Origin of the sequence: Paraniabella aurantiaca, assembly GCF_050309965.1 — a bacterium.
Classification (GTDB): Bacteria; Bacteroidota; Bacteroidia; order Chitinophagales; family Chitinophagaceae; genus Niabella.
In genome coordinates this window covers 1,961,282-1,984,574 of sequence record NZ_JBLOSY010000001.1, presented here as the reverse complement: position 1 = coordinate 1,984,574, position 23,293 = coordinate 1,961,282, and the positions used below count along the sequence as shown (strand labels likewise).

Below are 23,293 nucleotides of genomic sequence, written 5' to 3'. Positions count from 1 at the left end.
TTTTTTTATATCTCAGGCAAGGTTAGCCTTTTACGTTTTGAATAGATTCTGATCGCTACCACCAATATTACACAAATACTCAGGTCAACACTGCGATTGAAGTCAAAGTATTTATTAATAAGAATAAAAGCAAGACCCCCAGCGGCGCAGGCGGTAGCATATAACTCGCCTTTGCGCAGTAGCAAGGGCGGGTAACCACAAAATATATCGGCAATCAAACCGCCAAAAGTGGCCGTTATGATACCCATAATGAGCGAATAAAGGTTATTGGTACCTGTTTGGATGGCTACTTCTATACCTGCGGCCGTAAAAAGACCAATACCAATGGCATCGGTAAAAAAGATAGTTCTTCTGAAATTGTTGACCTTATCTTTTACTAAAAATGTAACAGCCGTACCGGCAAATACCAACCCGAAGGCCAGGTTATCATTGATCCATGTGAGCGGTCTCACGCCCAATAACAAATCCCGCAGCGTTCCTCCTCCATAAGCCGACACAAAAGCTACTACCAGCCCGCCAAAAATATCCAGTTTGGCGCCACGGGCTTTAAAGGCTCCGGCAAGCGCAAACATGAAAATACCCAGGTAGGTTATAACAGTTAAGAAAGTCACTTCGCAAAATTAATTGAGCTGTTCATACAATAGATGATACTTAAACTATTTTTATAGACAGATGTAATGTATTTAGGCAGTGGCTTTTTGAGCGGCTTTATCTAAATTTACCATCCGTTAATTACATTTTGTAAAAATATGCTTATGTCATCTGATATAATACTTTTCGATGTTCAGGACCACATAGCTGTTATCACTATTAACAGGCCTGACAAGCTCAATGCTTTAAATAAATCAGTATTTGACGAGTTAGACAGGTTAGTAGACACTATTATTGACAGGCCGGACATCAGGTCGGCCATTATAACCGGGGCAGGCGAGAAAGCCTTTGTTGCCGGTGCCGATATTAGTGAGTTTAGCAGCCTCGATGCTCCGTCTGGCGAAGCCCTGGCCCGGCGTGGACAATTGGTTTTCGACAAAATTGAGAACAGTCCCAAGATCATTGTTGCTGCGGTAAATGGCTATGCGTTGGGCGGTGGCTGCGAGCTGGCAATGGCCTGCCATTTCAGGGTGGCAAGTGATAATGCAAAATTTGGGCAGCCTGAAGTAAACCTGGGGCTGCTGCCGGGTTATGGAGGCACACAGCGGCTTACCCAATTGATAGGTAAAGGAAGGGCGATCGAATTGTTAGCTACCGGTAATATGATTGATGCATTAACCGCTTTTAATTACGGACTGGTGAATCATGTGGTTGACAGAAGTGAATTGATCTCCAAAGCCAGGTCAATACTGGCCGTTGTTAATGGGAAGGCGCCTCTGGCGATAGCAGCATCAATTAAAGCAGCTCAACAGGCATATGACGTGAATAAAACAGGTTATTTGACGGAGGCACAGCTATTTGGTGAATTATTGCAGAGCGAAGATTGCAAAGAAGGTGTTAATGCATTCCTCGAAAAGAGGCCGGCAGTATTTAAAGGATCATAAAATGAGACGCAGGAGCAAAAACTCTCTATTTTAAAAAACTGGAATAGGATTTGCATTGTATGGTAAAACGCAACAGCAAAATGATGCCTATTCGCGACAATGGATGCTATTGCTTCACCTTTGAGACTATCGATACCGTAGATATTTTCACAAAAACTATGTATAAGCAGATCATTGTACATAGCCTGAACCATTTTATTGATAGCAAGGGTTTGATAGTATATGGATGGTGTCTGATGTCAAACAAATTATATTTTATCGGCCAATCTTTGGAAAACATTTCTTTAAAAGAACTGAGAGATGATTTTGTTATGTTTACTTCCCGCAAGATCGTAGAAGCCATTCAAAGTGATCCCAGTGAGCGCAACACCTGGCTATTAAGCCACTTTCAGCAATCGGGGGTTGGAGAAGGCGATCTTGATCAGCAATCCTGCTGGGGTGATATTAATACAACTGCCCAGATAGATATGAAGCAGCCACAAAGCATGGCAGAACAACTGGAGTTTATACATAGTTTACCCGTAAAAGAAAGGGTGGTTCAATATTCTTCTGATTACATTTATAGTTCTTCCCGCGACTATGTCGGTATGCCCGGACTAGTAAAGATTACCAGGCCCGCAAGTGTGGAAAGCGAGCTCTATGAAATTGAAAGCCGTAAAAATGGCTTTCGTACCAATTATAATCAGCAGTAGATTCTTTTTACCTTGTTAAAATTATTGATAGCCAGGCATCTGCTACAAGGCATGTAATATATTTGTATTCACGTACCATGCCGCGTAAAAAGAAATACAACTACAATAATATCAAGCTAATTGTTTCAGCAGTTGTTGTAGTGGCATTAGTCGTAGGCCTGCTTCAATGGATCAATTCTCAAAAAGTAAAGTTTGTACACTATGAGGCATTCGGCATCGATATGCCTGTGGCATTTTCAATACACGGTATTGATGTTTCGCGCTACCAGAAGAAAATTGCCTGGCAGGGTGTAAAGGAGATGAATGTAGCTAACATCCAGCTCAATTTTGCTTTTATAAAAGCTACTGAGGGGGTAACGCTAACGGATAAGCAGTTTAAGTATAACTGGCGGCAATCTAAAAAACATCAGGTGCCGAGGGGTGCATACCATTTTTTTGTGCCGAGCCAGGACCCTGTTAAACAGGCTGAATATTTTATTTCACGTGTGAAACTAGAAACAGGGGACCTGCCGCCGGTGCTGGATGCAGAAGTAGCGGGTATACTGCCCGTAAATGTGTTTCGCACGCGCATACAGGCATGGCTGGATATAGTAGAAGCGCATTATAAGGTGAAACCTGTTATATATACCAACGCCGCGTTTTATGAAAAATATATGGGTCCGCAGTTTAACGAATATCCTTTATGGGTAGCCCACTACTACGAGCGTAAAAGCCCCCGGATCAGCCGCCCGTGGACCTTCTGGCAACATAACGATAAAGGAAATGTGAACGGTATTGATGCCAAAGTAGACTTTAATGTGTTTAATGGCGATATTATAGCCTTCAATATGCTACTCATCAAATAACTACCTTCGGCCGGGATAAACCGACAAACCTACTGATAACAGAAAGTTGCGGGACTGTACATTATAGGTCCTGGTTTCGGCAGGAACACCGTATTCATTATTGTCACTTTTTGAGGTGGTGAAGGGGTCTGTTGAAAAATTAAATCCAAAATCAAGCTTTAACCAGTCATTGTTTTTAAAGCCCGTTTGTAGTAGCAATGATGGTTCAAACACGCCAAAAGTATGTTTCCGGGCGTCCCTGTATCCCAAAATGATCTCCTCTGATTCGGTATAGTTGGTTTTTACGTTGTTAAGCCGTAACAATGAAAACCGTGGTGCTACCGACATGCGCATATACTCGTTGAAGAAAAAATTAAAAGAAGGGTGAAAGAAATACTTTAAGGTATTGGCCTCATAGCGCCTGAGCCGGGCGGCATCGGCAGGACTTACCATATCAGTGGAAGACATTTTGCCAAATCCCACTCCTACAACACCATTAAAATATACCTTTTCGCTTCTGCCCATCGGGGTGAAAAATCCCGCTCCAAAATCGAACATGTGACGATTATATCTCACATCTGTTTTGCGGTCAATGTTCGACAGGTCGTCATCTTTAAAACGATCTTTCTCATCGCGGTAATTACCACTGGCGGTCAGCATAAAATGATTGGTTACCGCTACCGCAACCTGGCCATCAAATCCTGCAGAGTGACCCAGGGATTCATCGTTATCATCATTATCAATGCTGGAAAATATTTTAGCCGGATTACCTGCTCCGGCTGCGGATATCTTAAAGTCTCCCTGTTGCCTCAGGAAGGCTGCATTATGTACGGAAGGTGAGTTAATATAACGTGGGTTAGAACAGGCTGCTAAAAGCAGAACGCTTAACACCAGCGCCAGGTGAGGGCTATTTTTTTTCATATACAAGTTGATATTATAATGTAAGAAGGCAATTGGTCAAATTCAATCAGGAACCGATTCCATCAACAATACTCTTAATAAAAAGTCAGATTACTATTCTTCCCATTCTCCTGCACCCATCCTGATTACTTCATAAGCATCGTCAACACAGTTAACGATCGTGGATGGCTCACTGCCGCCAATACCACCGTCTACTACAATATCTACCAGGTTTTTATATTTTTCGTAAATAATTTCAGGATCAGTGTAATCCTCTACAAAATCACCGGGAAGCGTGGTGCTTAAGATGGGATGGCCCAGTTCTTTAACCAGCTCGTGGACGATCTTATTATCGGGTACCCTCAGGCCGATAGTGTCTTTTTTGCTCTGCAGTATTTTGGGTACCTGCTTACTGGCGGGTAGAATAAAAGTGTAAGGGCCTGGAAGATGCTCTTTTAAAACCCTGTAAGTGGTATTGGATATCTGCCTCGCAAAGTCACTCAGGTGGCTGAGGTCACAACATACAAAAGACAACTGGGCTTTCTTGGGATCTATTTGTTTGATGCGACAGATCTGCTCAATGGCCTTGGTTTGATAAATATCGCAGCCCAAACCATAAATGGTATCAGTTGGATAAACGATGATACCGCCATTACGCAGGGTTTCCGCAACCTGCTTGATCAGGCGTTCCTGTGGATCTTTGGGGTGGATACGAAGTAACATATCTCAAAGTTAACCAAAGTTTACAGGTTTAAAAGTTGATAAGTGTAGTTTCTTATCTGAATACACCTGTTAACATCTCAACCTATTCAACTCTTACTGTACCGTCCAGGTTTCTTTACCTCTTAATAAAGCGTTCAAATCCGGAGCTTTACGTGCAATAGCATCTTCCAGCTGCAGGCTCATCATTTCTTCGTAGCAAGGGCGGTCTGTTTCGTAAAATACACCAAATGGTCTTGGTAAATGCCCTTCAATTGCAGGATCGTCAAAAATGCGGGTTAATATCTGTGCTTTGTAAATATCCTGTTCGTCATGTATCCAAAGGTCATCTAAACTATATCCTTCGCCGATGGTTACCACCTGCGGTTTAAATCCATCCAACCTTAAACCTTTATTGCCCTCTGCTCCAAATACCAAAGGCTTGCCTTGTTCCAGGAATAAAGTTTCCAGTGGTTTGGTGCTTTTTTCAGTGAAAATTTCAAAAGCGCCGTCATTAAAGATATTGCAGTTCTGATAGATCTCCAGGAATGAAGCTCCCTTATGCCCGTTAGCTCTTAAAAGCATGGCTTGCATATGTTTAGGATCGCGATCCATGGTTCTGGCCACAAAAGTAGCATCAGCACCTAAAGCCAGTGCGGCAGGATTGAATGGGTGGTCAATACTACCAAAAGGGGTTGACTTCGTTATTTTGTTTTCTTCTGAAGTAGGCGAATACTGCCCCTTAGTTAAACCATATATCTGGTTGTTGAAAACCAATAAATTAACGTCGAAATTGCGTCTTAAAAGATGAATGGTATGGTTGCCCCCGATACTCAGGCTGTCTCCATCACCACTCACAATCCAAACGCTCAGCTCAGGCCTTGATGCTTTTAAACCGCTGGCAATAGCCGTAGCGCGGCCGTGAATGGAGTGCATGCCATACGTATTCATATAATAAGGGAAACGGCTGCTACAGCCAATACCCGATATAAATACAATATTTTCTTTAGGGATACCGAGGCCCGGCATAATACGCTGAACCTGCGCTAATATGGAGTAATCGCCGCAACCGGGACACCACCTTACCTCCTGGTCTGTAGCGAAATCTTTTGCTGTTAATGTGGGCGCTAAAACTTCTGACATCTTATTTTTAAAATCGAGCGCAAAGGTACGATTAAACAGGGGATTGTTAGCAGGCTTGACAATTGCATGACCGTTTTTGTGTAAATTGCCGGATGCTTCGAAAAAAAATATCATTTGTGATGCTGGCAATCAGCTGTTTGCTGATGGTGGGATTTGTAAACACGCGGCCCTATAAAGAACGCAATCTGAAGGTATTGCCCAAGGATTTGAGCGATGAAAAATTAGATAGCCTGATGCTGACTTACAATAAGGGCCTGGGTGTAACCTGTGATTTCTGCCATGTACAGGAAATTAAAAACGGCGATACCACCCTGAATTTTGCATCAGATGATAACCCGGTAAAAGAAGAAGGCCGGCGCATGATGCGGTTAACAATCGATATCAATAAAAACTATTTTAACTACGATACCAAAGTGCATCCTGCTTTTTTGACCCGTATCAGCTGTAATACCTGCCATAAGGGAAATGCGTATCCCGAGGGAGATTAACCCCTTGTGTTGTCAGAGAATCAACTATTCTTCCTTTTTCACAAAAACCATTCTTGCCTGGTCTGCCTTGTAGATCTTATTATAGAAATCTACAAAACTGGTATAGTCTTTAGCAGGAAAAGTGCCCGCGTTGCGTTCGTAGCTGCGTATCAGTAAAATAGAACGGCCTTCAATTTTATAAGAAACATGGTAAGCGCCAAACTGATTGTTCAATTTTACCGGTGGCGGCATAGATTCTATCTGGTAACCTTCAGGAATGGTGATGTTTACAGTGTCCCTATCAACAAAAGCATAAGTACATACGATATCGTGCGTTCTTTTTTCGGTTTCCGCGAGTTTGGATGTATAGGTGGAAACAATATTCGGACGCAGGAATAAACGTTTGCCCGTGATGCTGGCATAATCGTTTGCAACCAACTCCAATGTCTCATTCACGGTTGGTACAGCGGCTTCCCTGTTTTCCAAATAAGAGAAAGCCGGCACTTCGTAATTAGACAAAGTGAAAATACGCTGTAATCTCTTCTTTTGTTCGTCGGGGGAACTGCTGTTGATCAGCGAATGCAGATCGTCCTGTTGCAGTCCTGTACTGGTTGTACTCACTTTTGCGGTGAGTTTGCCGTTAGCGTCAATGCTAGCTTTTACCTGGCGCACCTGCAAATTGTTTTCTTTTCTATAAGCCGGTGTACGAACAATAGCGCTGCCATTTTCACTTACCAGAAGCGCTTCCCTGTTCCCGGTAAAAGAGCCCATATAACCAGGTGCTACTGTTTGACTGGTGCATTCCAGCCAGGTGGTGTCTTTACCCGCGGGTACACAAACCACAACGTGATTAAACTGGTTGGAAGGAAAATCACTTAAAATAGCCGTTTCATCTTCGCCAGCTTTTATCAAAACATTGTTCGCTTTTATCCCTGCTTCTTTAAGTAAGGCCACCATGTAGTTAGACAGCGCCTTACAGTCGCCATATTTATTTTTGGCAACATAAGTAGCGTCCAATGGCTGCCAGCCTCCAATGCCCAGCTGAATACTTATGTAATGCGTATTATCCTGCATAAAACGGTACAGGGTTGCTATCTTTTCCTGGTTGGTTTTTAAATGATCTGTAAGCTGATGTACTTTGGCTTTAATATCAGCAGGTAGTACATCGCGACCACTGTAGAGCGATAGCATGAATTTGCCAAAGTTCTGCCAGTTGCTCATTTCACCATTGTAGCCCCCGAATTCAAATTGCGAAGGCGCTATAATAACACGGGTAGATATATTGTCCCACTCAGGAGCATAAGCTTCGGTTGGTTTTGCAGCCTCGTTGTTGAGTTGCCATTGGTAGATCTTATCCGATTTCTCTTCTTTGATAAGTACATTACCTGAATATAGAAGTTGCTTATAACGTAGCGTATAGTCTTTAGGCGTAATAACGGTTAGCGAAGATTTTTCCACTGCTATTTCCGGGGCGGACACAGGTTGCCATTCGGGTAAATTGAAAATACCTTTCATTTCACCTTCAACCTCGTACTCTACGGTGTAAGGATAGTTTTTGTGATAAAAATTATGCACCTTGTAACGGGCGTCATCGGCTAAATTATTTCCGCTGGTGCCGCTTTCATCAGCGATGTCTTTTTTCTTTACATTTTTTATTTTATTACCCGATGCATCGTACAACGTACCGGATATGCTGTTGATGTCCCTGAACTTATCATAGTAGTCAACAAAATAGGCATAGCGCTCCGCTGCTTCGTTCATGATCGTATAAACATAATGCCTGTAATAATAAGCCTTGCCAGGGTTTTTAATATCCACGCGTATATTGTCCAGTCTTTTTACCAGGTGGGCGTTTAAGGTTAGCGCCTCCGGTATGTCTTTAACCGCATATTGCGCCTGGCTGTTATACACCAGGCTGATTATAGTAAGCAGTGCCAATATTTTTTTCATAAGCAGTAAAAACTATTTTATTTTTTTCAAAACAATTTGTTCGCTTTGTTTTTTGGTAACGTAGCCAAAGAATTCGCGAAGTGATTGATAGTCTTCAGCAGGAAAATTAGTTTTTTTAATATCGATCCTGCAGTTCAACATTATTTTTTGATCGGTGGCCGATACCAGATATTCGAACATGCCATCGCTTTCGTTCAACCTTACTCTGGCTGATTTGGGTATTTCATCAATTTTGTATCCTTTAGGAATGTCCATATTGAGCACATAGTTTTCTGAAATTTTAAAAGGCATTTCTACCGGGTATTTTCTATCGGCAGCGCTAAAGGGATTCTTACTGGTTATTTCAGAAAACATCGGGTTCAGGTATACGATTTCCTGGTCTTCAAAATCAAAGCTCATGTCATAACCTATTGTTACGGGATAATCAAACTTGTTTAATGAATCCACAAATGGTTTTTTGATGGTTACAGGGAAGGAATAACTCTTTTTGATATCCTTTACAAGGTCGTCCATGCTTTGCGTCGCTAATTTATTTCTAAGATTGGTAGATCCATAGTAACCGGGGATAGATTTAAAAATTCCCTTAAGGCCATTCTTATCATCCTGTGTCAAAAAAATCATAGTAACCTTACGTTCAAGAACAGAGTCGGCCTCAAAAGAAATATTAACCGGCTGTTGCTTTACTACAAAGCCTGCTCCATTATAACAATCAGGCGATAGTTTTCCAAAGCCCATTTTCGGCCGGGAGGCGTCCAGGTAAACGGGCTGTCCATCTACAAATGTCTCACATACCAGGTAATTATACTTGGTCATCAAGGGGTAAACAGGATGAGCCCATCCATGCCCCCGGGTGCTGATCATAACCGGATTGGCCATTGCTCCGGCATTACGTAACATAGCTATCAGTAATAAATTGATCTCTGCTACGTTACCGCTTTTTTTCCGGAAGATATCTTTCAGGGTTGTATTGTCGCTGAGAAATAGCCCGGAGTTATAAGTAGCGGTAAAATTATCCCTGACAAAGTCATACAGTCGTCTTATTTTTTCGGCGTTAGAGTTAGCACCTTCCGTAATAGTTTTGATATCGTCATTCAACCAGAGGTTGGCCCTGGTAATTTCGTTACCAAAGTCCTCTCTTTTCAGCATGTTCTCAGCGGCCTTGGCCCAGCTTCCGATATATTCTGTAGGCGTTTGCCCCGGAAACTCCGTTTGTTTTAACTGGAAGTCGATTTTTGATAGGTGATTTTCAATGGTTGAGGTATAACTCTCTTCTTTTAACGCAGGTACATCCTGGGCGATCCAACGGTTAGTATTTTCGTAGCCGCTCAATGTAAATTGACTGGACGCTTGTGTACCATTTCGCTCAGATATATTAAAAGACTGCATTTTGCTGCTGTTCTCACTCTTTAGCGGAATGTATCCCTGGGCCAGGAACACATAGCTAAAAAACTGGGGAATTTTCACGGTATACTCAGAGTAAACCCGTGGCCAGCTGGTGCCCTGGAACTCCCATGATCTTAAATGCGAAAGAAAGTCTGATATGACGGTATAAGTGTATTCCACTATGGATCCTTCTTTTACATTGGGAAATGTAAACTTCCTTACCACCGTATTTTTGCTGAGTTTTTCCTTAAAAATACCGTTGCTTTCCAGTTTGGTTTGTTTTACCTCGCCGTTTTCGAGGTTGTAGGTTATAGCTTTACATTCATCCAGCTTTTCTTCGGCATCGCCGGATGTATATAATGAGATAGATACGTCGGCAGCATCCATTCCTTTTTTATTAATAATTTTTACACGTCTCAGGTGTGTGTATTTGAGCGAGAAAAATCCTTTGCTATTTCCTTCCAGTACGGAGCTGCCCACATCGGCAAGGATAACGGCATTGCTCGACGTATCGATTGCAGGTGATGTAGTATTGAAATCTGCTGCGGATACTTTTCCGAATTTAATAGTGTTTTTGCCCTGGGCCGAAATTTGTTGTATAGCAAGACAGCAGATGCCAAGCATCGCTACACGAATTATAGATATCATAAGTTATCAGTTAGTTATATTCTACTTTAATTAGCCTGGCAAAATTAAATAAAAACCGGCTGCTTCCGGTAATTATTTCAAACCTGCTTTCAAACCCTGTAATAAGCTGTCCTTTAATATATCCGAAGGTGTGAGCCAGCCACCCTCGCCATACTCATTCCAGGCATAGAGTATACCGAGTTTTTCTTTAGTAGTGCTAGCAGGGTTATCCAGTATCCATTTTTTGATGGCTTTAACTGAGTTTTCAACGGAGCTTTTGCCAAAACCGGTGAAGTATTTTTCTGTCAGTGGGGTGGTGCTCCAGGGGCGTACATCCCAGTTAAGTGTGGCCACCGGAATATAATATACGCCCGAGTTGATAAATCGGGGCCATATAACATTTGCTTCTGCATTGGTCATATTGGAGATAGGTGTTGCTATTTCTGAAGAGAAGCCGGAGCTATGGTAATTATATCCGCTCAGGGCATCGAAGCCTGCGGCCACAGCGCCCGATATACCATTAGCTGAGGTGGAGGGGCAACCGGCAATTACAGCGCCTGGAAGCCCCATAGCTTTTAATTCATCTCTGAAATTGTTGAGCATATTTTTCAGTGGTTCTGCTCCTCCAAAATTAACCACCAGGTTAGAGGGGTCAAAGAAAATGATCAATGGCTTACCATCCACTCTTAAGTAAGCCGAATCTTTAAATGCATTTTTCCAATGCTCTTTCAATGCAGGCCAGTTTTGCGGGTTGATCCGGTATCCATCATGATTAGCCACCAGGAAACAAAATTTTAGCCGTTTTTTATTCGGGGCATTTCTAAAAAGCGTGATGGCATTATTGGCGGGACGGTTTTCGGTCAGGTCCTGTGTATTAAAATACCAGCAAAAACTAAAAAAATAAAGGCCGGCATCTGCAGCCAAATCAATCTGTGCTTTCATTGCATCTGCTGTATTAGTAATCCAGCCCCAGACAGGTCTTCGTTCGGGAAAGTCGTTTACCAGTGCCGGCTTTATATGACTCGAACCTTCATACCAACCGCCAAAATAATAAGCGCCCAGTTTTACCAATGGCGTGTCTATTACCGGGGGGTCTGGTGGCGCCGGAGGAGGAATATCATTCTTTTTGGAATTGTTGTTACAGGATGCTGCAAATAACATCAATACAATAATAAGGCTGTTAGTAAGGGTTTTCATATTGTAAATAAATATACTTATAAGCAGCTAAAATCATGCTACAAAATTGCAGTGATACAGGATGTTTACACTGTGAGACCTGTTTATCTCGAGCTTATTGGGCGATAAAAAATGCCGGTTTAAAGTAAAACCGGCACCTGTTAGTTATATTAAACGCTTTCTAAAAATGATATTTACCCGAATTTAAAGCAGCATCCGCAATTCTTCTGCGGGCAGCCTTAGTGTTAAATGGCTCTGCTTTGGTAAAGCGTTTCAATCCCATTAATATCATGCGTTGTTCGTCGCCTTCGGCAAATGCATTGATGGCATCTTTCCCGCTTTTATTAATCGCGTCAGCTGCATCGTACAAAAAGGTTTGCATGATATCGATAGGTAGGGCAGCTTTCTCAGTTCCCTTCTCTTCAACAATTTTCATTACCCGCAATAATGTGCTTTCCGCATGAAAGGTCTTGATGGCCATATCAGCAATATTCATCAATACTTCCTGCTCGCTTTCAATCTGCATCATCAGTTTTTGAACTGCAGCTCCGGAAACCATTAGTATCGCTTTTTTAAAATTGGATACCAGTTTTCTTTCGCTGGCAAATGGTGTATCATCATCACTGCCAAAATCGGGTATGCTCATCAGCTCCTTTTGTACTTCCATAGCTGGTCCCATCAGGTTCAAACGCCCCTGCATCGCTCGTTTCAGCGTCATGTCCAGGGTAAGCAAACGATTGATTTCGTTGGTGCCCTCGTAAATGCGATTGATGCGGCTATCCCTGTAAGCCCGCGAAATATTGTACTCGGCACTAAAGCCATTCCCGCCATGGATTTGAACACCTTCATCTACTACAAAGTCTAGTAGCTCACTGCCATACACTTTCAATATAGCACATTCTATCGCATACTCTTCGGCAGCGCCCAGCAATGATTCATTAAATGGTTTACCGTCCTGCAATAATTGTTGCTCCCACTCATCAATCCATTTGGCAGTGCGATACAAGGCTGATTCAGCTGCAAAAATACGGATGGCCATTTCTGCTATCTTGTGTTTGATAGCACCGAAGTTGGCGATAGGCTGTTTAAATTGTTCTCTTGTTTTGGCATATTGAACCGATATTTCAAATGCCATTTTAGCACCACCCAATGCTGCCGCGCAAAGCTTTAAACGGCCTATGTTCAATATATTGAAAGCGATCTTATGCCCTTTGCCAATTTCGCCCAATACGTTTTCAACCGGTACTTTGGCATCCTGGAAATATAATTGTACGGTGGACGACCCTTTAATGCCCATCTTATGTTCTTCCGGGCCATTAGTGAAACCCTCTGTTCCGCGTTCAACAATAAAGCCGGTAAAACCCACCTGTCCGTCATCTCCAACCACCTTGGCAAACACCGTATATACCTGTGCAAATCCGCCATTGGTGATCCAGCATTTTTGCCCGTTCAGGATATAGTGCTTTCCATCCTCACTCAGCTTCGCGGTAGTTTTTGAGCTCAATGCGTCACTACCCGCGTTCGGCTCGGTTAAGCCATAGGCGCCCGCCCATTCGCCCGTGATCAGCTTAGGAATATATTTTTGTTTTTGTTCTTCTGTTCCAAAATATAAAATAGGTAAAGTGCCAATACCGGTATGAGCAGCAATAGCTACTGAAAAGGAATGACCGGCTCCCAGATATTCGTTAATGATCGTAGAAGTAATAAAGTCTTTGCCCAGCCCGCCATACTCTTCCGGAAACGCACCTGCAAGCAGACCCTGGTCTCCGGCTTTTTGTACCAGCGACTTCATTAAGCCCTCTTCGAGGCTGTCAATCCGGTCTAAAATAGGCATTACTTCTGCTGCAAGAAACTGCGTACACATGTCGCGGATCATCAGCTCCTCTTCATTAAACTGTTCGCTGGTAAAAGTGGAAGCGGGCGAAGATTCTTTAATCAGCCATTCGGCTCCTTTTATTAATTCTCTGGTATCATTGGCGGCACTCATAATATGTAGAATTTAATATGTTGGAATCAATTTATTTTAAATTTTCGTAAACCTGCTTTAGTACTACTCTGCAGGTTTCAATATCATCCAGGCTCACTCCCGTTAATGCTTCTTCCACGGTTTCTGCTGCAAATCCGTGACACTGATCCTGGATAGCTTTTGCCTTATCAGTTAAATACACAAGGTTTTTACGACGGTCGGTCTTCGATGCAATTCTCCTCACCAGGCCCGCCTTTTCCAGGTTATCCACCAGCCGTGTCATACTGGGCTTATCTCTGAAAGTAGCCTGACAAAGATCCTGCTGACTAATGCCATCTTCTTTCCACAAATGATAGAGTACGCTCCATTGCTCTATAGTCAGATTCAGATCCGCATTATTAAACTTCTTCTGTAGTCGTCGTGCTATGGCCGTGCTTGCAATACCCGTTATAAAGCTATACAGCTCACTTTTCTTAAAATGGTTGTTTGGCATATAGTTGTTTTAACAACTAATTAAAGTTAGGAAGATTTCTGAATTACAAAAACTTAAAATTATTTATTGATCTCGCTTAAGAATGCGCGGCAGCTTCGTTGAAAGCAACGATTTTTCGTTTATTAAATAAATCGGGTAAATAAAAGGTCAGACTTTAGTTTTGCGACATGGTTTTTTTATTCGTAGCAATATTAATGTTATGGGTTTTATATGCGGTAGTGATCTTTTATTATAATACCAGCTGGCGGGCTATGCCTGAATATTCACCCAAAAACATTATGATACCCGGTACTGGTTTTTCAATTATTATTCCTGCGAGAAATGAGGCAGATAATATAGGGCCATTGCTGGATAGCATACTGTCACAAACCTATTCGCGCGATTTATTTGAAGTGATTGTTGCTGATGATCATTCAACAGATGAAACTGCAGCGATAGTGAATCGGTACGAAGGGGTAAAACTGGTACAGTTAAAAGAAGACCGGATTAATTCTTATAAGAAGAAAGCCATTGAAACAGGGATTGCAGCTGCCCAAAACGAGTGGATCGTATGTACCGATGCGGACTGCGTTGTAACTCCTGACTGGCTGCAGGTATTAGCTTCTTTTATAATGGATAACAAACCGGTTTTTGTAGCAGCTCCGGTTAGCTTTATTCCTGCAGCTTCAAAGGGAAAAAAAGAATCGGTTCTATATATTTTCCAGGCGTTGGATTTTTTAACACTGCAGGGTATTACCGGGGCTTCCGTTGCCGGTAAAAAACACAATATGTGTAACGGGGCCAACCTGGCTTACAAACGGGAAGTGTTTTATGAGGTTGATGGATTTAAAGGAATTGATAATATCGCATCGGGTGATGATATGCTCCTGATGCATAAAATATGGAAAAAATACCCGGGGCAGGTAGGCTATCTCAAATCAAAAGCAGCCATTGTTGAAACAGAAGCCGCGCCTACCTGGAAGGCCTTCTTCAACCAGCGTATCCGGTGGGCCAGCAAAGCCACCAGTTATGATGATAAAAGAATCTTCGTTGTGCTGCTATTAGTTTATTTGTTTAATTGTTCTTTTCTGGCACTTTTGGTATTGTCATTTTTCAATATCATATACTTATATGCCTTTTTAGTTTTTATCGTACTGAAAACCCTGATCGAAATATCTTTTGTGGGGAGGGTGAGCCGGTTTTTTAATCGCAGGCATCTCTTAAAATATTTCTTCTTTTTTCAGCCACTACATATCGGGTACACCATTATTTCCGGCTTTCTGGGAACCTTCGGTAGTTACGAATGGAAGGGAAGAAAGGTGAAATAAATTCATTGATTGTCACCCGTAAGTTTTAGCTAAATCATTTTAGTGTTTTAATTACATTTGAGAATAATGAACAGCATATTTAAAAACCCCGCCTGGAAAAGGCTTAAAAAGAACAAAGGTGCTATGGCAGGGTTGGTGGTGATCATTTCTGCTGTTGTTACCGCGGTGTTTTGCTATTTTATTACACCAGACGGCTCGCCTTACGCTAACAGGATTATTCTTGAAATGGGTGGTGAAAAGCCGGGTACTAAACAGCAGTTCCTGCAGGTTAGGAAAGAAGCTTATGAGTCGCGTGGCTTTTGGGGTAAATTATTTTATGGTCAGCCCGATACTTATCATTTTATACCGATCAATACATACAGTGTAAAGGGCGATAGCATTATTGCGGAAAAATACATAGACGAAGACGTAAGTGAGCGGATCAGTTACGCAAAAGCTGCTCTTGCTGACAAGCCCGTGACCACGAAAACCTATTGGGTGGGGACGGATAGTTATGGACGTGACATATTAAGCAGGCTAATTGTAGGAACCAGGGTAAGCCTGAGTGTGGGACTGATCACGGTGATCATCTCTATCAGCATCGGGCTTATATTAGGATCGCTTGCCGGGTTCTATCGTGGAAAGACCGATGATTTGATTATGTGGTTCATCAATGTGATATGGAGTATACCCACATTATTACTGGTATTTGCCATAACACTGGCATTGGGTAAAGGTTTTTGGCAGGTATTTATTGCAGTAGGTCTTACCATGTGGGTGAATGTTGCACGTTTGGTACGCGGACAGGTATTAGCAGTGCGGGAACTAGAGTATGTGGAAGCCGCCAGGGCATTGGGTTTTAGAAATATCCGGATCATTGCCGTACATATATGGCCTAATATTGTAGGCCCTGTATTGGTGATTGCTGCAGCTAATTTTGCTTCAGCTATAGTTATTGAGGCCGGCCTGAGTTTCCTGGGTGTAGGTGTGCAGCCTCCCATGCCCAGCTGGGGGTTGATGATCAAAGAAAACTACAATTTCATTATCACACAAAACCCTATGCTGGCGCTCGCTCCCGGCTTCGCCATCATGATATTGGTACTGGCGTTTAACCTGTTGGGCAATGGGTTAAGAGATGCACTGAATGTAAAAGGAAAGTTGTAGGAGGTTGATAGCGGTTAGCTGATAGTGTGTAAATTCATCACCATGTAAAACGCATCAAAAATCTCATGCGTGAAACCCAATGATATGCCTGTTATTGAATTAGAAACATTTATTCATGCTGACATTAAAACCTGCTTTGATCTTTCGCGAAGTATCGATCTGCATACCCTGTCCACCGCAAAAACCAAAGAAAAGGCTATTGCAGGCAGAAAGAGTGGTTTGATCGGCATGAATGAAACGGTAACCTGGCAAGCCACCCATTTCTTTGTGCGTCAAAAATTCACGTCCAGGATAACAGCTTATAATCGCCCTTTTCATTTCAGGGATGAACAGCAGAAAGGTCCTTTCCGGTCATTTGCGCACGATCATCTTTTCACCGAAGCGGATGCCGGAACTCTAATGAAAGATATTTTGTGTTTTCAATCGCCAGCGGGTGTACTGGGAAAATTAGTGGACAGGCTTATAATGACCCGTTATCTCAAACAGTTTTTAATTGAGCGCAATGAGATGATCAGGCATTTTGCAGAAACCGGCAAAGGAGCAGCCTTATTACAATAAATGAATAACTAAGACGGAAACTATAGCACAGCCCTTTTCCTAACAGCGCTGCATTGTTTTGGAGGTTGCGTACCTACGGCACGCAAGGATTCATCAATCATTACAGCTACCAGGATTTTGTCCTTACAGGACAAAGAGCATCGTACCTCTCACACTGGTTTCATAGAGTTAGCCCCTGTTGAATCTTTGTTAATTAGCAAAATCTAAACGATCTCCTATTTAAGCCGGTAATATTTTCGGCGGAAATATTACCAGGATGAAAGCTTATCATTGCGTTGCTCTTTTATTTTTTACGTTGTGCTGGTTTGCCTGTAAAAAGAACGACACGTTGAAAGGAATTGACAAAGCGGCGCTGTTTGCCCCGCCCGCTACAGCAGAAATTGATGCCGTAGAGCGTAGCTGGATGCAAAGAAACCTGGTTCCGCAGGACATTACTATTGTGGAAACGCAATCCATCACCCCGAAATTATCAGCATATATTATTTCGTTCCATTTGGGAGTTATTAAAGAGTATGCAGCTGTATTAGTACCCCTAACCACTGAGCGGGTACCACTATTATTTTATGCAGGTGGATTCGGTATTGATGAAGAGCCGGTAAGCTCGGTAAAAGTAAAATTGCCGGCAGAAGACCTGACATTTATATACGTAGTACCTGCTATGAGAGGACAGTATGTAAGCCTGGAAGTGAACGGTAAACTATTAAAATCTCCTTTATCCGGGGGATCCAGGTTCGATGCTTTTGATGGCGCTACTGACGATGTGATCGCCTGCCTGAATGCTGTAGGTGCCCTGTTTCAACAGGCTGATACCGGCAAGGCCATGATCAGGGGTGGCAGTCGTGGAGGAACTGTGGCGCTTTTGGCCGGCATACACGATCAACGTTTTAAACGTGTGGCTCCTGTTGCATTTAATTCAGATTTTGTAGCGCTGACTGCCCAACTCTACAATGATCCTACTTATAAAGCGCAATTCCTTAGCGGTCTGCTTAGCGGAACTTCCACAATAGCACAAACCAGGCAGCTTATCATTGCATCCTCTCCCTTTTATTTCTCCAAACGGATTCCTAAAGCGCAGCTCCACGCGGCTCAAAATGACCGGATCACACCGGCGTCTCAGGCAGAGCTGTTGTTTAACGAGATGAAGAAACAAGGCATTGGCGATCGTGCCACCTTATTCATTTATCCTGATCGCGATCACAGTAACATCGCCACCGGCAACACCGAACTGGAAAGCCGCATCAATACTTTTTTTAGTGAGCCCTGGTAACCTAACCCCCGATATTCATAGCCTTATTATTTTGTCCTAAACATTATAGCCCTATGTGTAATTTTGGCCCGAAAATTTCATCGGGTTTATGCAATGAAAGCGATAATAATAGGCGCAACCGGCGCTACGGGAAAAGAGTTACTGCAATTATTATTGCAGGATGAAAGCATTACCGGAGTAGTTGCTTTGGTAAGAAAGTCTTTACCCGTGCAGCACGAAAAATTGCAGGTTCATGTCATTAACTTTGACCGGCCCGAACAGTGGCAGGGACTTGTTGCAGGCGACATGGCCTTCTCCTGCCTGGGTACCACTTTAAAAGCGGCAGGCAGCAAGGATGCCCAATACAAAGTAGACTATGGCTACCAGCTGGCTTTTGCACAGGCGGCTCGTCAAAACGAAGTCCCCCGCTTTATCTTAATATCAGCGGGTATGGCCAATCCAAAATCACTGGTATTTTATTCCCGTATGAAGGGAGAACTGGAGCAAGCGATCAGGGCTTTAAACTTTGAAAGCTTAACAATACTCAGACCCGGCCTGCTATCAAGACCAGGCACCGACAGAGCTGGTGAAAAGGTAAGTGAATCGGTATTACGATTCTTTAACAAGCTGGGCCTGTTTAAAAGGCTGGCGCCGCTTCCGGTACGTAAACTGGCGATGCTGATGCTGCGTTATGGTAAACAAAAAAACAAAGGTGTTCAGCTGCTTGAGTCAAAGCAGATCTCACGAGAGGTGAAACAACTTGTGTGAATACTATGCCAACACTTTCTCAAACGCTTTCCTCGGCGCCCCCAATAAAATAACTTCACCACAATAAATATAGTCCAGCTTTTCCAATACCCTTAACATAGCCGGATTGTCAAAATTAGTGTCTACTTTAATGCTGGGAATATGATGAGCAATCGCATGTTGCTCTATTGCTTTAAATAAGCGGGTGGCGATTCCTTTGCCGGCTACCCTGTCAGATACTGCCACGCGATGCACCACGAGGAAGTCTCCGAGGGTTAACCAGGCGCCATCTATCTGGTCATAGGCGGGTTCATCATTTAGGATCAGCGCGCTGTAAGCAATCACTCCCTCTTCATCCGCAAGTACAAAACCCCAGCCATTTTCAAGGTCGTTCTTAACCGTATCAGGATTGGGGTAACCCTCCTGCCATTGCCGGCTCCCATCGAGCCTGCGGCGTTCAATGGCCTGCTGTAATATCTCCCAGATACGATCTGCGTCAGCGGCCTCGGCTTTCCTGAAAATAAAGGTTTTGGCCCGTTCTTTATTAATCCCGTCCATAGCTGCAAATTAAGCCTATCAGCCCCACATCTCTTTTGTTTCTTTTAAAGACTGCCGGATCATTTTTTCGAGTATGTCCAGGTTCAGGTCATCAAGCTTCTTAAAATAAATACAGCCTACTGCTTTTTTTATTTTGCCCAGCTGATCGACCAGTTTGCTTTGAACCGGGCTATCGCAGCTCAATATATATAATGAAAACTGGGCTTTGCGTGGTGAAAAGCCTATCCGGCACATGTCACCCTCATGTCCGCTGGCGTATTTGTAATGATACCTGCCAAACCCGATAATGGATGGTCCCCACATGGTTGCTTTTTCCCCAGACAGGCGTTCCATTATTTCGATCAGCTTAAAACTATCTTCTACTTTTTTGGGATCGCTCTTTTCAATAAATGCGGCTACATTTTCCGAAGTAGCTTTCGTTTTAATTTCACTCATAACGCTTGATTTTAGATATGGTGCTCTCGCTTATTGAAGGTACATAAAACGATCTGTTTGTAAATAGTTGTATTTTGATGTATGAAAAATCGCATTTCCTCTATTGACATAGTAAGAGGCCTGGTGATGATAATCATGGTACTCGATCATACCCGCGATCTGTTTCATGAAACAGCGCTTACTCAGCAACCTACTGATCTGGCCACCACTACCCTCCCCTTATTTTTCACCCGGTGGATCACTCACTTGTGCGCACCCACTTTCGTGTTCTTATCTGGTGTATCTGCCTGGTTATCTCTGCAAAATAAAAGCAGTATAAAAGCACACCGGCGCTTTCTTCTAAGCAGGGGCATCTGGCTGATCATCCTGGAGCTAACCCTGGTCAATTTTGGTATCTGGTTCGATATTCATTTCAGCGTTATACTGATACAGGTGATCTTTGCTATTGGCTTCGGCTTTGTTATTTTATCTCTTTTATTAAGCCTGCGCGGCATTGCGATATTGATAACGGGTATTGTGATTATGGTATTATCAGGCCTGCTGCCCTTGTTAGCTTTGCCGCAACAAAATACAGTAACCACGATTCTGAACGTCTTTTTTCAGCCTGCATTTATACCACTTAGTGAAAAGCATAATGTTATTTACGGATACCCACCCCTGCCCTGGCTGGCCATCATGCTGGCAGGATTTGGCTCCGCCGCTATATTCGTGAAGGAAGTTGCTATCGTTCGAAAGATCTGCATACAGGCAGGTATTGCATTGATCATTCTTTTTATGGTACTCAGGACCATTAATATTTATGGCGATGCTACGCCCTGGTCCTGGCAGAAGAACAGTGCATTCTCATTTATTTCATTTTTGAATGTGACCAAGTATCCACCTTCTTTACAATACACGGTGCTGTTCTTAGGCTTTATGTTTTTATTGCTGGCTGTGTTTACCAATAAACAAAATCGATTTTCAGATATATTAGCAGTATATGGCAAAGTGCCTTTATTCTTCTACCTGGTTCATTGGTACCTGATACATGCGGCCTTGATAGCAGTTATACTGTCAAACGGCTTTTCTACCAGCGATCTTGTCTTTGGCTTTAACTTTGGCCGGCCACAGGCTTTTAAGGGCTTTTCCCTGCCCGTTGTTTATGGCGTATGGCTGCTGGCGATCCTTGTTTTGTACCCGCTATGCAAGTGGTACGGTCATTACAAGGCTGCCCACCGTACCAATAAATGGTTAAGCTATCTCTAAAGAAAAAAATAATTATTAATTCACTTGCTAAATCTTAATTTGGTATTCTAAAAAAATTGCAATGGGCTTATTCGACTTTATTAAGAACGAACTGATTGAAGTAATTGAATGGGTTGATACTTCAGATAACACCATCATCTGGAAATTCCAGGATAAGGGTAACAATATAAAGAACGGTGCTAAATTAACCGTGCGCGAAAGCCAGGTAGCTGTGCTAATGAATGAAGGTGAGTTTGGCGACGTGTACAACCCGGGCTTACATACTTTAACCACCAGCAACATGCCGGTGATCACTACGCTCAAATCGTGGAAATATGGCTTTAACAGCCCTTTTAAAGTAGATATTTATTTTATTAATACCCGCCAGTTTACCGATTTAAAATGGGGAACCTCAGGTCCGGTTTTAATGCGCGATCCGGAGTTCGGACAGGTACGCATCCGGTCTTTTGGCAATTTTGCCATCAGCATTGTAGATGCCAAATTATTTATTACAGAATTTGCAGGTACTAATCCTTTTGTGCGGGTAGACGCGGTAGAGGAAACATTGCAGGGCATTGTTTCCAGCAAGTTTGCAGAAGCACTGGCCCAGGCCAATGTAACGGCTTTAGATCTTGCAGCTAATTTCCACGCTATTGGCGAGAAAGTAAAACCGGCTTTTCAAAAAGAACTGGACAGCTATGGTATTGCACTCGAAAAATTCTTTATCGAAAATGTATCGCTGCCGGAAGAGGTAGAAAAGATGCTGGATAAGAAAACCCAGCTGAATATATTGAAAGGGAACCTGAATGATTTTAACCAGATGCAGGGAGGTATTGCGCTGGAAAAATTAGCAGAAAACGATGCTGCCGGTAATATGGGTGGAATAGGGGCCGGAGTGCTGTTAAACAACCTGATGGGACAGGCAACTCAGCCTCAACAACCCCAGGCTGCCAATACGGGTGAAAGCAAAACGGCCATCCTGGAAACGCTGAAACAATTAGGCGAACTAAAAACACAGGGCGTGCTTACCGAGGAAGAGTTTAACGCGAAAAAAGCAGAATTGCTGAGCAGGTTATAGTATGCAGGTTTTAAAAGAACACCCTTGTCCTAATTGCAACTCGGAACTGAATTTTGATGCAGACAAAAACGCGCTGAAGTGCTTGCATTGCGGTGCGCTATTTCCCATTGAAAAAAGCAGCGAAGTTGTAGAAGAAAACAATATCCAGATATTTAAGGATGCGGCTTCCATTCCGCTGGCCCCCGTTACCACCGTCATCTACAAGTGTAGTAAATGTGGCCAGGAAACACAATCAGGAGCCGATATCGCTTTCTTTGAATGCCGTAATTGTGGTAATAATGTATTGAACCCCGAGGCTTATAAAACCCGTACCATCACTCCCACGGGTATTTTACCTTTTCAATTATCGAAACAGGAAGCATTGGATGTTTTTAAACAGTGGATCGGCAAAGGTTTCTGGAATGATAGCAGTTTAAAAGAACTGTCGCTGACCGATAAACTGGAGGGGCATTATGTTCCTTTTTTTACCTTCGACTGCTACACTTACAATCAGTGGGAGGGGTATGCCGGCACCTATTACTATGAAACGATCCGAACTAAAGATGCCGATGGCAAGGAGGTTACACAAAGTGTACAGCGAACACGCTGGTACTGGCGCGAGGGTTCTTTTGAATGCTTTTTTGATGATATACTGATCTGCGGCAATAAAAGAATCACGCAGGAACAGATCAATAAGATCTATCCCTTTAACCTGCAACAGGTAGAATTATTTAACCCCGAGTATTTGTTAGGATGGCATGCCCAGGCATTTGATAAGGCATTGTCTGATACCTTTAATGCCGCCCGTAACGAAATTGATAACCGTGTTCACCAGGAAGCAGCGCAACACCTGGCAGACGATACTTACAAAGACCTTAGCGTTCAAACCCGTTATACCAGCGAAACCTTTAAGCAGGTGATACTGCCGGTTTGGTTATGCCAGTATCTCTTTAAAGGGAAAACCTATCACTTCATCATCAATGGGCAAACCGGCGCCATTAGTGGCAATAAACCGCTGTCGACTTCCAAAATCGTGATCGCCATCATTATTGCTATTATCGTAATAGCGGTGTTGTATGGCATGAGCCAATAAGAAATAGCAGCATATGCTCAGTTGTTGAAACAGTACGCTTTCCCCTATTAGGCTTATAAATTTGAATTTT

General features: G+C 42.9%; 23 protein-coding genes. 12 read left to right on the top strand and 11 right to left on the bottom strand.

Translation table 11 applies throughout. The annotated features are described in order from the left end of the window. Positions 1 to 5: 5 nt before the first annotated feature. The gene (locus ACLOAU_RS08560) at positions 6 to 611 is read right to left on the bottom strand and encodes a trimeric intracellular cation channel family protein (protein ID WP_427861448.1); all 606 of its coding nucleotides are present in this window, start codon (positions 609 to 611) and stop codon (positions 6 to 8) included. A gap of 144 nt (positions 612 to 755) precedes the next feature. Here ACLOAU_RS08560 and ACLOAU_RS08555 point away from each other — a divergent pair, with 144 nt between their 5' ends. From ACLOAU_RS08555 to ACLOAU_RS08545, 3 genes are all read left to right on the top strand, one after another. Then, positions 756 to 1,535 carry an enoyl-CoA hydratase/isomerase family protein gene (locus tag ACLOAU_RS08555; protein WP_427861447.1) on the top strand — a complete coding sequence of 260 codons (780 nt, stop codon included), beginning with the start codon at positions 756 to 758 and terminating at the stop codon, positions 1,533 to 1,535. A gap of 80 nt (positions 1,536 to 1,615) precedes the next feature. Continuing rightward, positions 1,616 to 2,227, top strand: a complete 612-nt coding sequence (locus tag ACLOAU_RS08550) for a hypothetical protein (protein ID WP_427861446.1) — start codon at positions 1,616 to 1,618, stop codon at positions 2,225 to 2,227. Positions 2,228 to 2,304: 77 nt separating this feature from the next. Further along, on the top strand, positions 2,305 to 3,072 hold the full coding sequence (locus tag ACLOAU_RS08545) for a glycoside hydrolase family 25 protein (RefSeq protein WP_427861445.1): 768 nt from the start codon (positions 2,305 to 2,307) through the stop codon (positions 3,070 to 3,072). Here ACLOAU_RS08545 and ACLOAU_RS08540 read toward each other — a convergent pair whose 3' ends face one another. The 3 genes from ACLOAU_RS08540 to ACLOAU_RS08530 all read right to left on the bottom strand — a co-directional run bounded on the left by ACLOAU_RS08540 (position 3,073) and on the right by ACLOAU_RS08530 (position 5,793). Further along, on the bottom strand, positions 3,073 to 3,972 hold the full coding sequence (locus ACLOAU_RS08540; RefSeq protein ID WP_427861444.1) for a hypothetical protein: 900 nt from the start codon (positions 3,970 to 3,972) through the stop codon (positions 3,073 to 3,075). Positions 3,973 to 4,065: 93 nt separating this feature from the next. Beyond that, a complete protein-coding gene (locus tag ACLOAU_RS08535; protein WP_427861443.1) occupies positions 4,066 to 4,674 on the bottom strand; it encodes an L-threonylcarbamoyladenylate synthase in 609 nt (202 codons plus the stop codon). Positions 4,675 to 4,767: 93 nt separating this feature from the next. Beyond that, on the bottom strand, positions 4,768 to 5,793 hold the full coding sequence (locus ACLOAU_RS08530; RefSeq protein ID WP_427861442.1) for a 2-oxoacid:ferredoxin oxidoreductase subunit beta: 1,026 nt from the start codon (positions 5,791 to 5,793) through the stop codon (positions 4,768 to 4,770). Between the two features lie 92 nt (positions 5,794 to 5,885). Between ACLOAU_RS08530 and ACLOAU_RS08525 the strand changes: the two genes are divergently transcribed. Continuing rightward, on the top strand, positions 5,886 to 6,281 hold the full coding sequence (locus ACLOAU_RS08525; RefSeq protein WP_427861441.1) for a c-type cytochrome: 396 nt from the start codon (positions 5,886 to 5,888) through the stop codon (positions 6,279 to 6,281). 24 nt (positions 6,282 to 6,305) lie between these two features. Here ACLOAU_RS08525 and ACLOAU_RS08520 read toward each other — a convergent pair whose 3' ends face one another. From ACLOAU_RS08520 to ACLOAU_RS08500, 5 genes are all read right to left on the bottom strand, one after another. Next, positions 6,306 to 8,210: a DUF3858 domain-containing protein gene (locus ACLOAU_RS08520; RefSeq protein ID WP_427861440.1), complete on the bottom strand. Its 1,905-nt coding sequence runs from the start codon at positions 8,208 to 8,210 to the stop codon at positions 6,306 to 6,308. A gap of 12 nt (positions 8,211 to 8,222) precedes the next feature. Continuing rightward, the gene (locus ACLOAU_RS08515; protein ID WP_427861439.1) at positions 8,223 to 10,241 is read right to left on the bottom strand and encodes a DUF3858 domain-containing protein; all 2,019 of its coding nucleotides are present in this window, start codon (positions 10,239 to 10,241) and stop codon (positions 8,223 to 8,225) included. 72 nt (positions 10,242 to 10,313) lie between these two features. Beyond that, positions 10,314 to 11,417: a glycoside hydrolase family 99-like domain-containing protein gene (locus tag ACLOAU_RS08510; protein WP_427861438.1), complete on the bottom strand. Its 1,104-nt coding sequence runs from the start codon at positions 11,415 to 11,417 to the stop codon at positions 10,314 to 10,316. Positions 11,418 to 11,577: 160 nt separating this feature from the next. Beyond that, entirely contained in the window at positions 11,578 to 13,383 is a 1,806-nt protein-coding gene (locus ACLOAU_RS08505) for an acyl-CoA dehydrogenase FadE (protein ID WP_427861437.1), read from the bottom strand. A 31-nt stretch (positions 13,384 to 13,414) separates the two neighbouring features. Beyond that, positions 13,415 to 13,855 (bottom strand): MarR family winged helix-turn-helix transcriptional regulator, encoded by a 441-nt coding sequence (locus ACLOAU_RS08500; RefSeq protein WP_427861436.1) that lies wholly within the window; start codon positions 13,853 to 13,855, stop codon positions 13,415 to 13,417. Positions 13,856 to 14,022: 167 nt separating this feature from the next. Between ACLOAU_RS08500 and ACLOAU_RS08495 the strand changes: the two genes are divergently transcribed. The 5 genes from ACLOAU_RS08495 (at position 14,023) to ACLOAU_RS08475 (ending at position 18,877) form a co-directional block, all read left to right on the top strand. Then, on the top strand, positions 14,023 to 15,162 hold the full coding sequence (locus tag ACLOAU_RS08495) for a glycosyltransferase (RefSeq protein ID WP_427861435.1): 1,140 nt from the start codon (positions 14,023 to 14,025) through the stop codon (positions 15,160 to 15,162). Positions 15,163 to 15,228: 66 nt separating this feature from the next. Beyond that, positions 15,229 to 16,305 (top strand): ABC transporter permease, encoded by a 1,077-nt coding sequence (locus ACLOAU_RS08490; RefSeq protein ID WP_427861434.1) that lies wholly within the window; start codon positions 15,229 to 15,231, stop codon positions 16,303 to 16,305. Positions 16,306 to 16,374: 69 nt separating this feature from the next. Next, positions 16,375 to 16,863: an SRPBCC family protein gene (locus ACLOAU_RS08485; protein ID WP_427861433.1), complete on the top strand. Its 489-nt coding sequence runs from the start codon at positions 16,375 to 16,377 to the stop codon at positions 16,861 to 16,863. Positions 16,864 to 17,119: 256 nt separating this feature from the next. Beyond that, the gene (locus ACLOAU_RS08480) at positions 17,120 to 18,130 is read left to right on the top strand and encodes an alpha/beta hydrolase family protein (protein ID WP_427861432.1); all 1,011 of its coding nucleotides are present in this window, start codon (positions 17,120 to 17,122) and stop codon (positions 18,128 to 18,130) included. Positions 18,131 to 18,223: 93 nt separating this feature from the next. Beyond that, positions 18,224 to 18,877 carry an NAD(P)H-binding protein gene (locus tag ACLOAU_RS08475; RefSeq protein ID WP_427861431.1) on the top strand — a complete coding sequence of 218 codons (654 nt, stop codon included), beginning with the start codon at positions 18,224 to 18,226 and terminating at the stop codon, positions 18,875 to 18,877. Positions 18,878 to 18,880: 3 nt separating this feature from the next. Here the strand turns inward: ACLOAU_RS08475 and ACLOAU_RS08470 are convergent, their stop codons facing one another. Beyond that, positions 18,881 to 19,414, bottom strand: a complete 534-nt coding sequence (locus ACLOAU_RS08470) for a GNAT family N-acetyltransferase (protein WP_427861430.1) — start codon at positions 19,412 to 19,414, stop codon at positions 18,881 to 18,883. Between the two features lie 18 nt (positions 19,415 to 19,432). Next, on the bottom strand, positions 19,433 to 19,849 hold the full coding sequence (locus ACLOAU_RS08465) for a DUF1801 domain-containing protein (protein ID WP_427861429.1): 417 nt from the start codon (positions 19,847 to 19,849) through the stop codon (positions 19,433 to 19,435). 81 nt (positions 19,850 to 19,930) lie between these two features. Here ACLOAU_RS08465 and ACLOAU_RS08460 point away from each other — a divergent pair, with 81 nt between their 5' ends. From ACLOAU_RS08460 to ACLOAU_RS08450, 3 genes are all read left to right on the top strand, one after another. Further along, positions 19,931 to 21,094 carry an acetyltransferase domain-containing protein gene (locus tag ACLOAU_RS08460; protein ID WP_427861428.1) on the top strand — a complete coding sequence of 388 codons (1,164 nt, stop codon included), beginning with the start codon at positions 19,931 to 19,933 and terminating at the stop codon, positions 21,092 to 21,094. A gap of 61 nt (positions 21,095 to 21,155) precedes the next feature. Continuing rightward, a complete protein-coding gene (locus ACLOAU_RS08455; protein WP_427861427.1) occupies positions 21,156 to 22,151 on the top strand; it encodes an SPFH domain-containing protein in 996 nt (331 codons plus the stop codon). 1 nt (position 22,152) lies between these two features. Further along, a complete protein-coding gene (locus ACLOAU_RS08450; protein WP_427861426.1) occupies positions 22,153 to 23,223 on the top strand; it encodes a hypothetical protein in 1,071 nt (356 codons plus the stop codon). The last annotated feature ends 70 nt before the right edge of the window (positions 23,224 to 23,293 follow it).

Excerpts from the sequence above, each read along its gene's own strand:
- ACLOAU_RS08555 (WP_427861447.1), top strand. The coding sequence starts at position 756 with ATGTCATCTGATATAATACTTTTCGATGTTCAGGACCACATAGCTGTT.
- ACLOAU_RS08550 (WP_427861446.1), top strand. The coding sequence starts at position 1,616 with ATGATGCCTATTCGCGACAATGGATGCTATTGCTTCACCTTTGAGACT.
- ACLOAU_RS08545 (WP_427861445.1), top strand. The coding sequence starts at position 2,305 with ATGCCGCGTAAAAAGAAATACAACTACAATAATATCAAGCTAATTGTT.
- ACLOAU_RS08540 (WP_427861444.1), bottom strand. The coding sequence starts at position 3,972 with ATGAAAAAAAATAGCCCTCACCTGGCGCTGGTGTTAAGCGTTCTGCTT.
- ACLOAU_RS08535 (WP_427861443.1), bottom strand. The coding sequence starts at position 4,674 with ATGTTACTTCGTATCCACCCCAAAGATCCACAGGAACGCCTGATCAAG.
- ACLOAU_RS08530 (WP_427861442.1), bottom strand. The coding sequence starts at position 5,793 with ATGTCAGAAGTTTTAGCGCCCACATTAACAGCAAAAGATTTCGCTACA.
- ACLOAU_RS08525 (WP_427861441.1), top strand. The coding sequence starts at position 5,886 with ATGCTTCGAAAAAAAATATCATTTGTGATGCTGGCAATCAGCTGTTTG.
- ACLOAU_RS08520 (WP_427861440.1), bottom strand. The coding sequence starts at position 8,210 with ATGAAAAAAATATTGGCACTGCTTACTATAATCAGCCTGGTGTATAAC.
- ACLOAU_RS08515 (WP_427861439.1), bottom strand. The coding sequence starts at position 10,241 with ATGATATCTATAATTCGTGTAGCGATGCTTGGCATCTGCTGTCTTGCT.
- ACLOAU_RS08510 (WP_427861438.1), bottom strand. The coding sequence starts at position 11,417 with ATGAAAACCCTTACTAACAGCCTTATTATTGTATTGATGTTATTTGCA.
- ACLOAU_RS08505 (WP_427861437.1), bottom strand. The coding sequence starts at position 13,383 with ATGAGTGCCGCCAATGATACCAGAGAATTAATAAAAGGAGCCGAATGG.
- ACLOAU_RS08500 (WP_427861436.1), bottom strand. The coding sequence starts at position 13,855 with ATGCCAAACAACCATTTTAAGAAAAGTGAGCTGTATAGCTTTATAACG.
- ACLOAU_RS08495 (WP_427861435.1), top strand. The coding sequence starts at position 14,023 with ATGGTTTTTTTATTCGTAGCAATATTAATGTTATGGGTTTTATATGCG.
- ACLOAU_RS08490 (WP_427861434.1), top strand. The coding sequence starts at position 15,229 with ATGAACAGCATATTTAAAAACCCCGCCTGGAAAAGGCTTAAAAAGAAC.
- ACLOAU_RS08480 (WP_427861432.1), top strand. The coding sequence starts at position 17,120 with ATGAAAGCTTATCATTGCGTTGCTCTTTTATTTTTTACGTTGTGCTGG.
- ACLOAU_RS08475 (WP_427861431.1), top strand. The coding sequence starts at position 18,224 with ATGAAAGCGATAATAATAGGCGCAACCGGCGCTACGGGAAAAGAGTTA.
- ACLOAU_RS08470 (WP_427861430.1), bottom strand. The coding sequence starts at position 19,414 with ATGGACGGGATTAATAAAGAACGGGCCAAAACCTTTATTTTCAGGAAA.
- ACLOAU_RS08465 (WP_427861429.1), bottom strand. The coding sequence starts at position 19,849 with ATGAGTGAAATTAAAACGAAAGCTACTTCGGAAAATGTAGCCGCATTT.
- ACLOAU_RS08460 (WP_427861428.1), top strand. The coding sequence starts at position 19,931 with ATGAAAAATCGCATTTCCTCTATTGACATAGTAAGAGGCCTGGTGATG.
- ACLOAU_RS08455 (WP_427861427.1), top strand. The coding sequence starts at position 21,156 with ATGGGCTTATTCGACTTTATTAAGAACGAACTGATTGAAGTAATTGAA.
- ACLOAU_RS08450 (WP_427861426.1), top strand. The coding sequence starts at position 22,153 with ATGCAGGTTTTAAAAGAACACCCTTGTCCTAATTGCAACTCGGAACTG.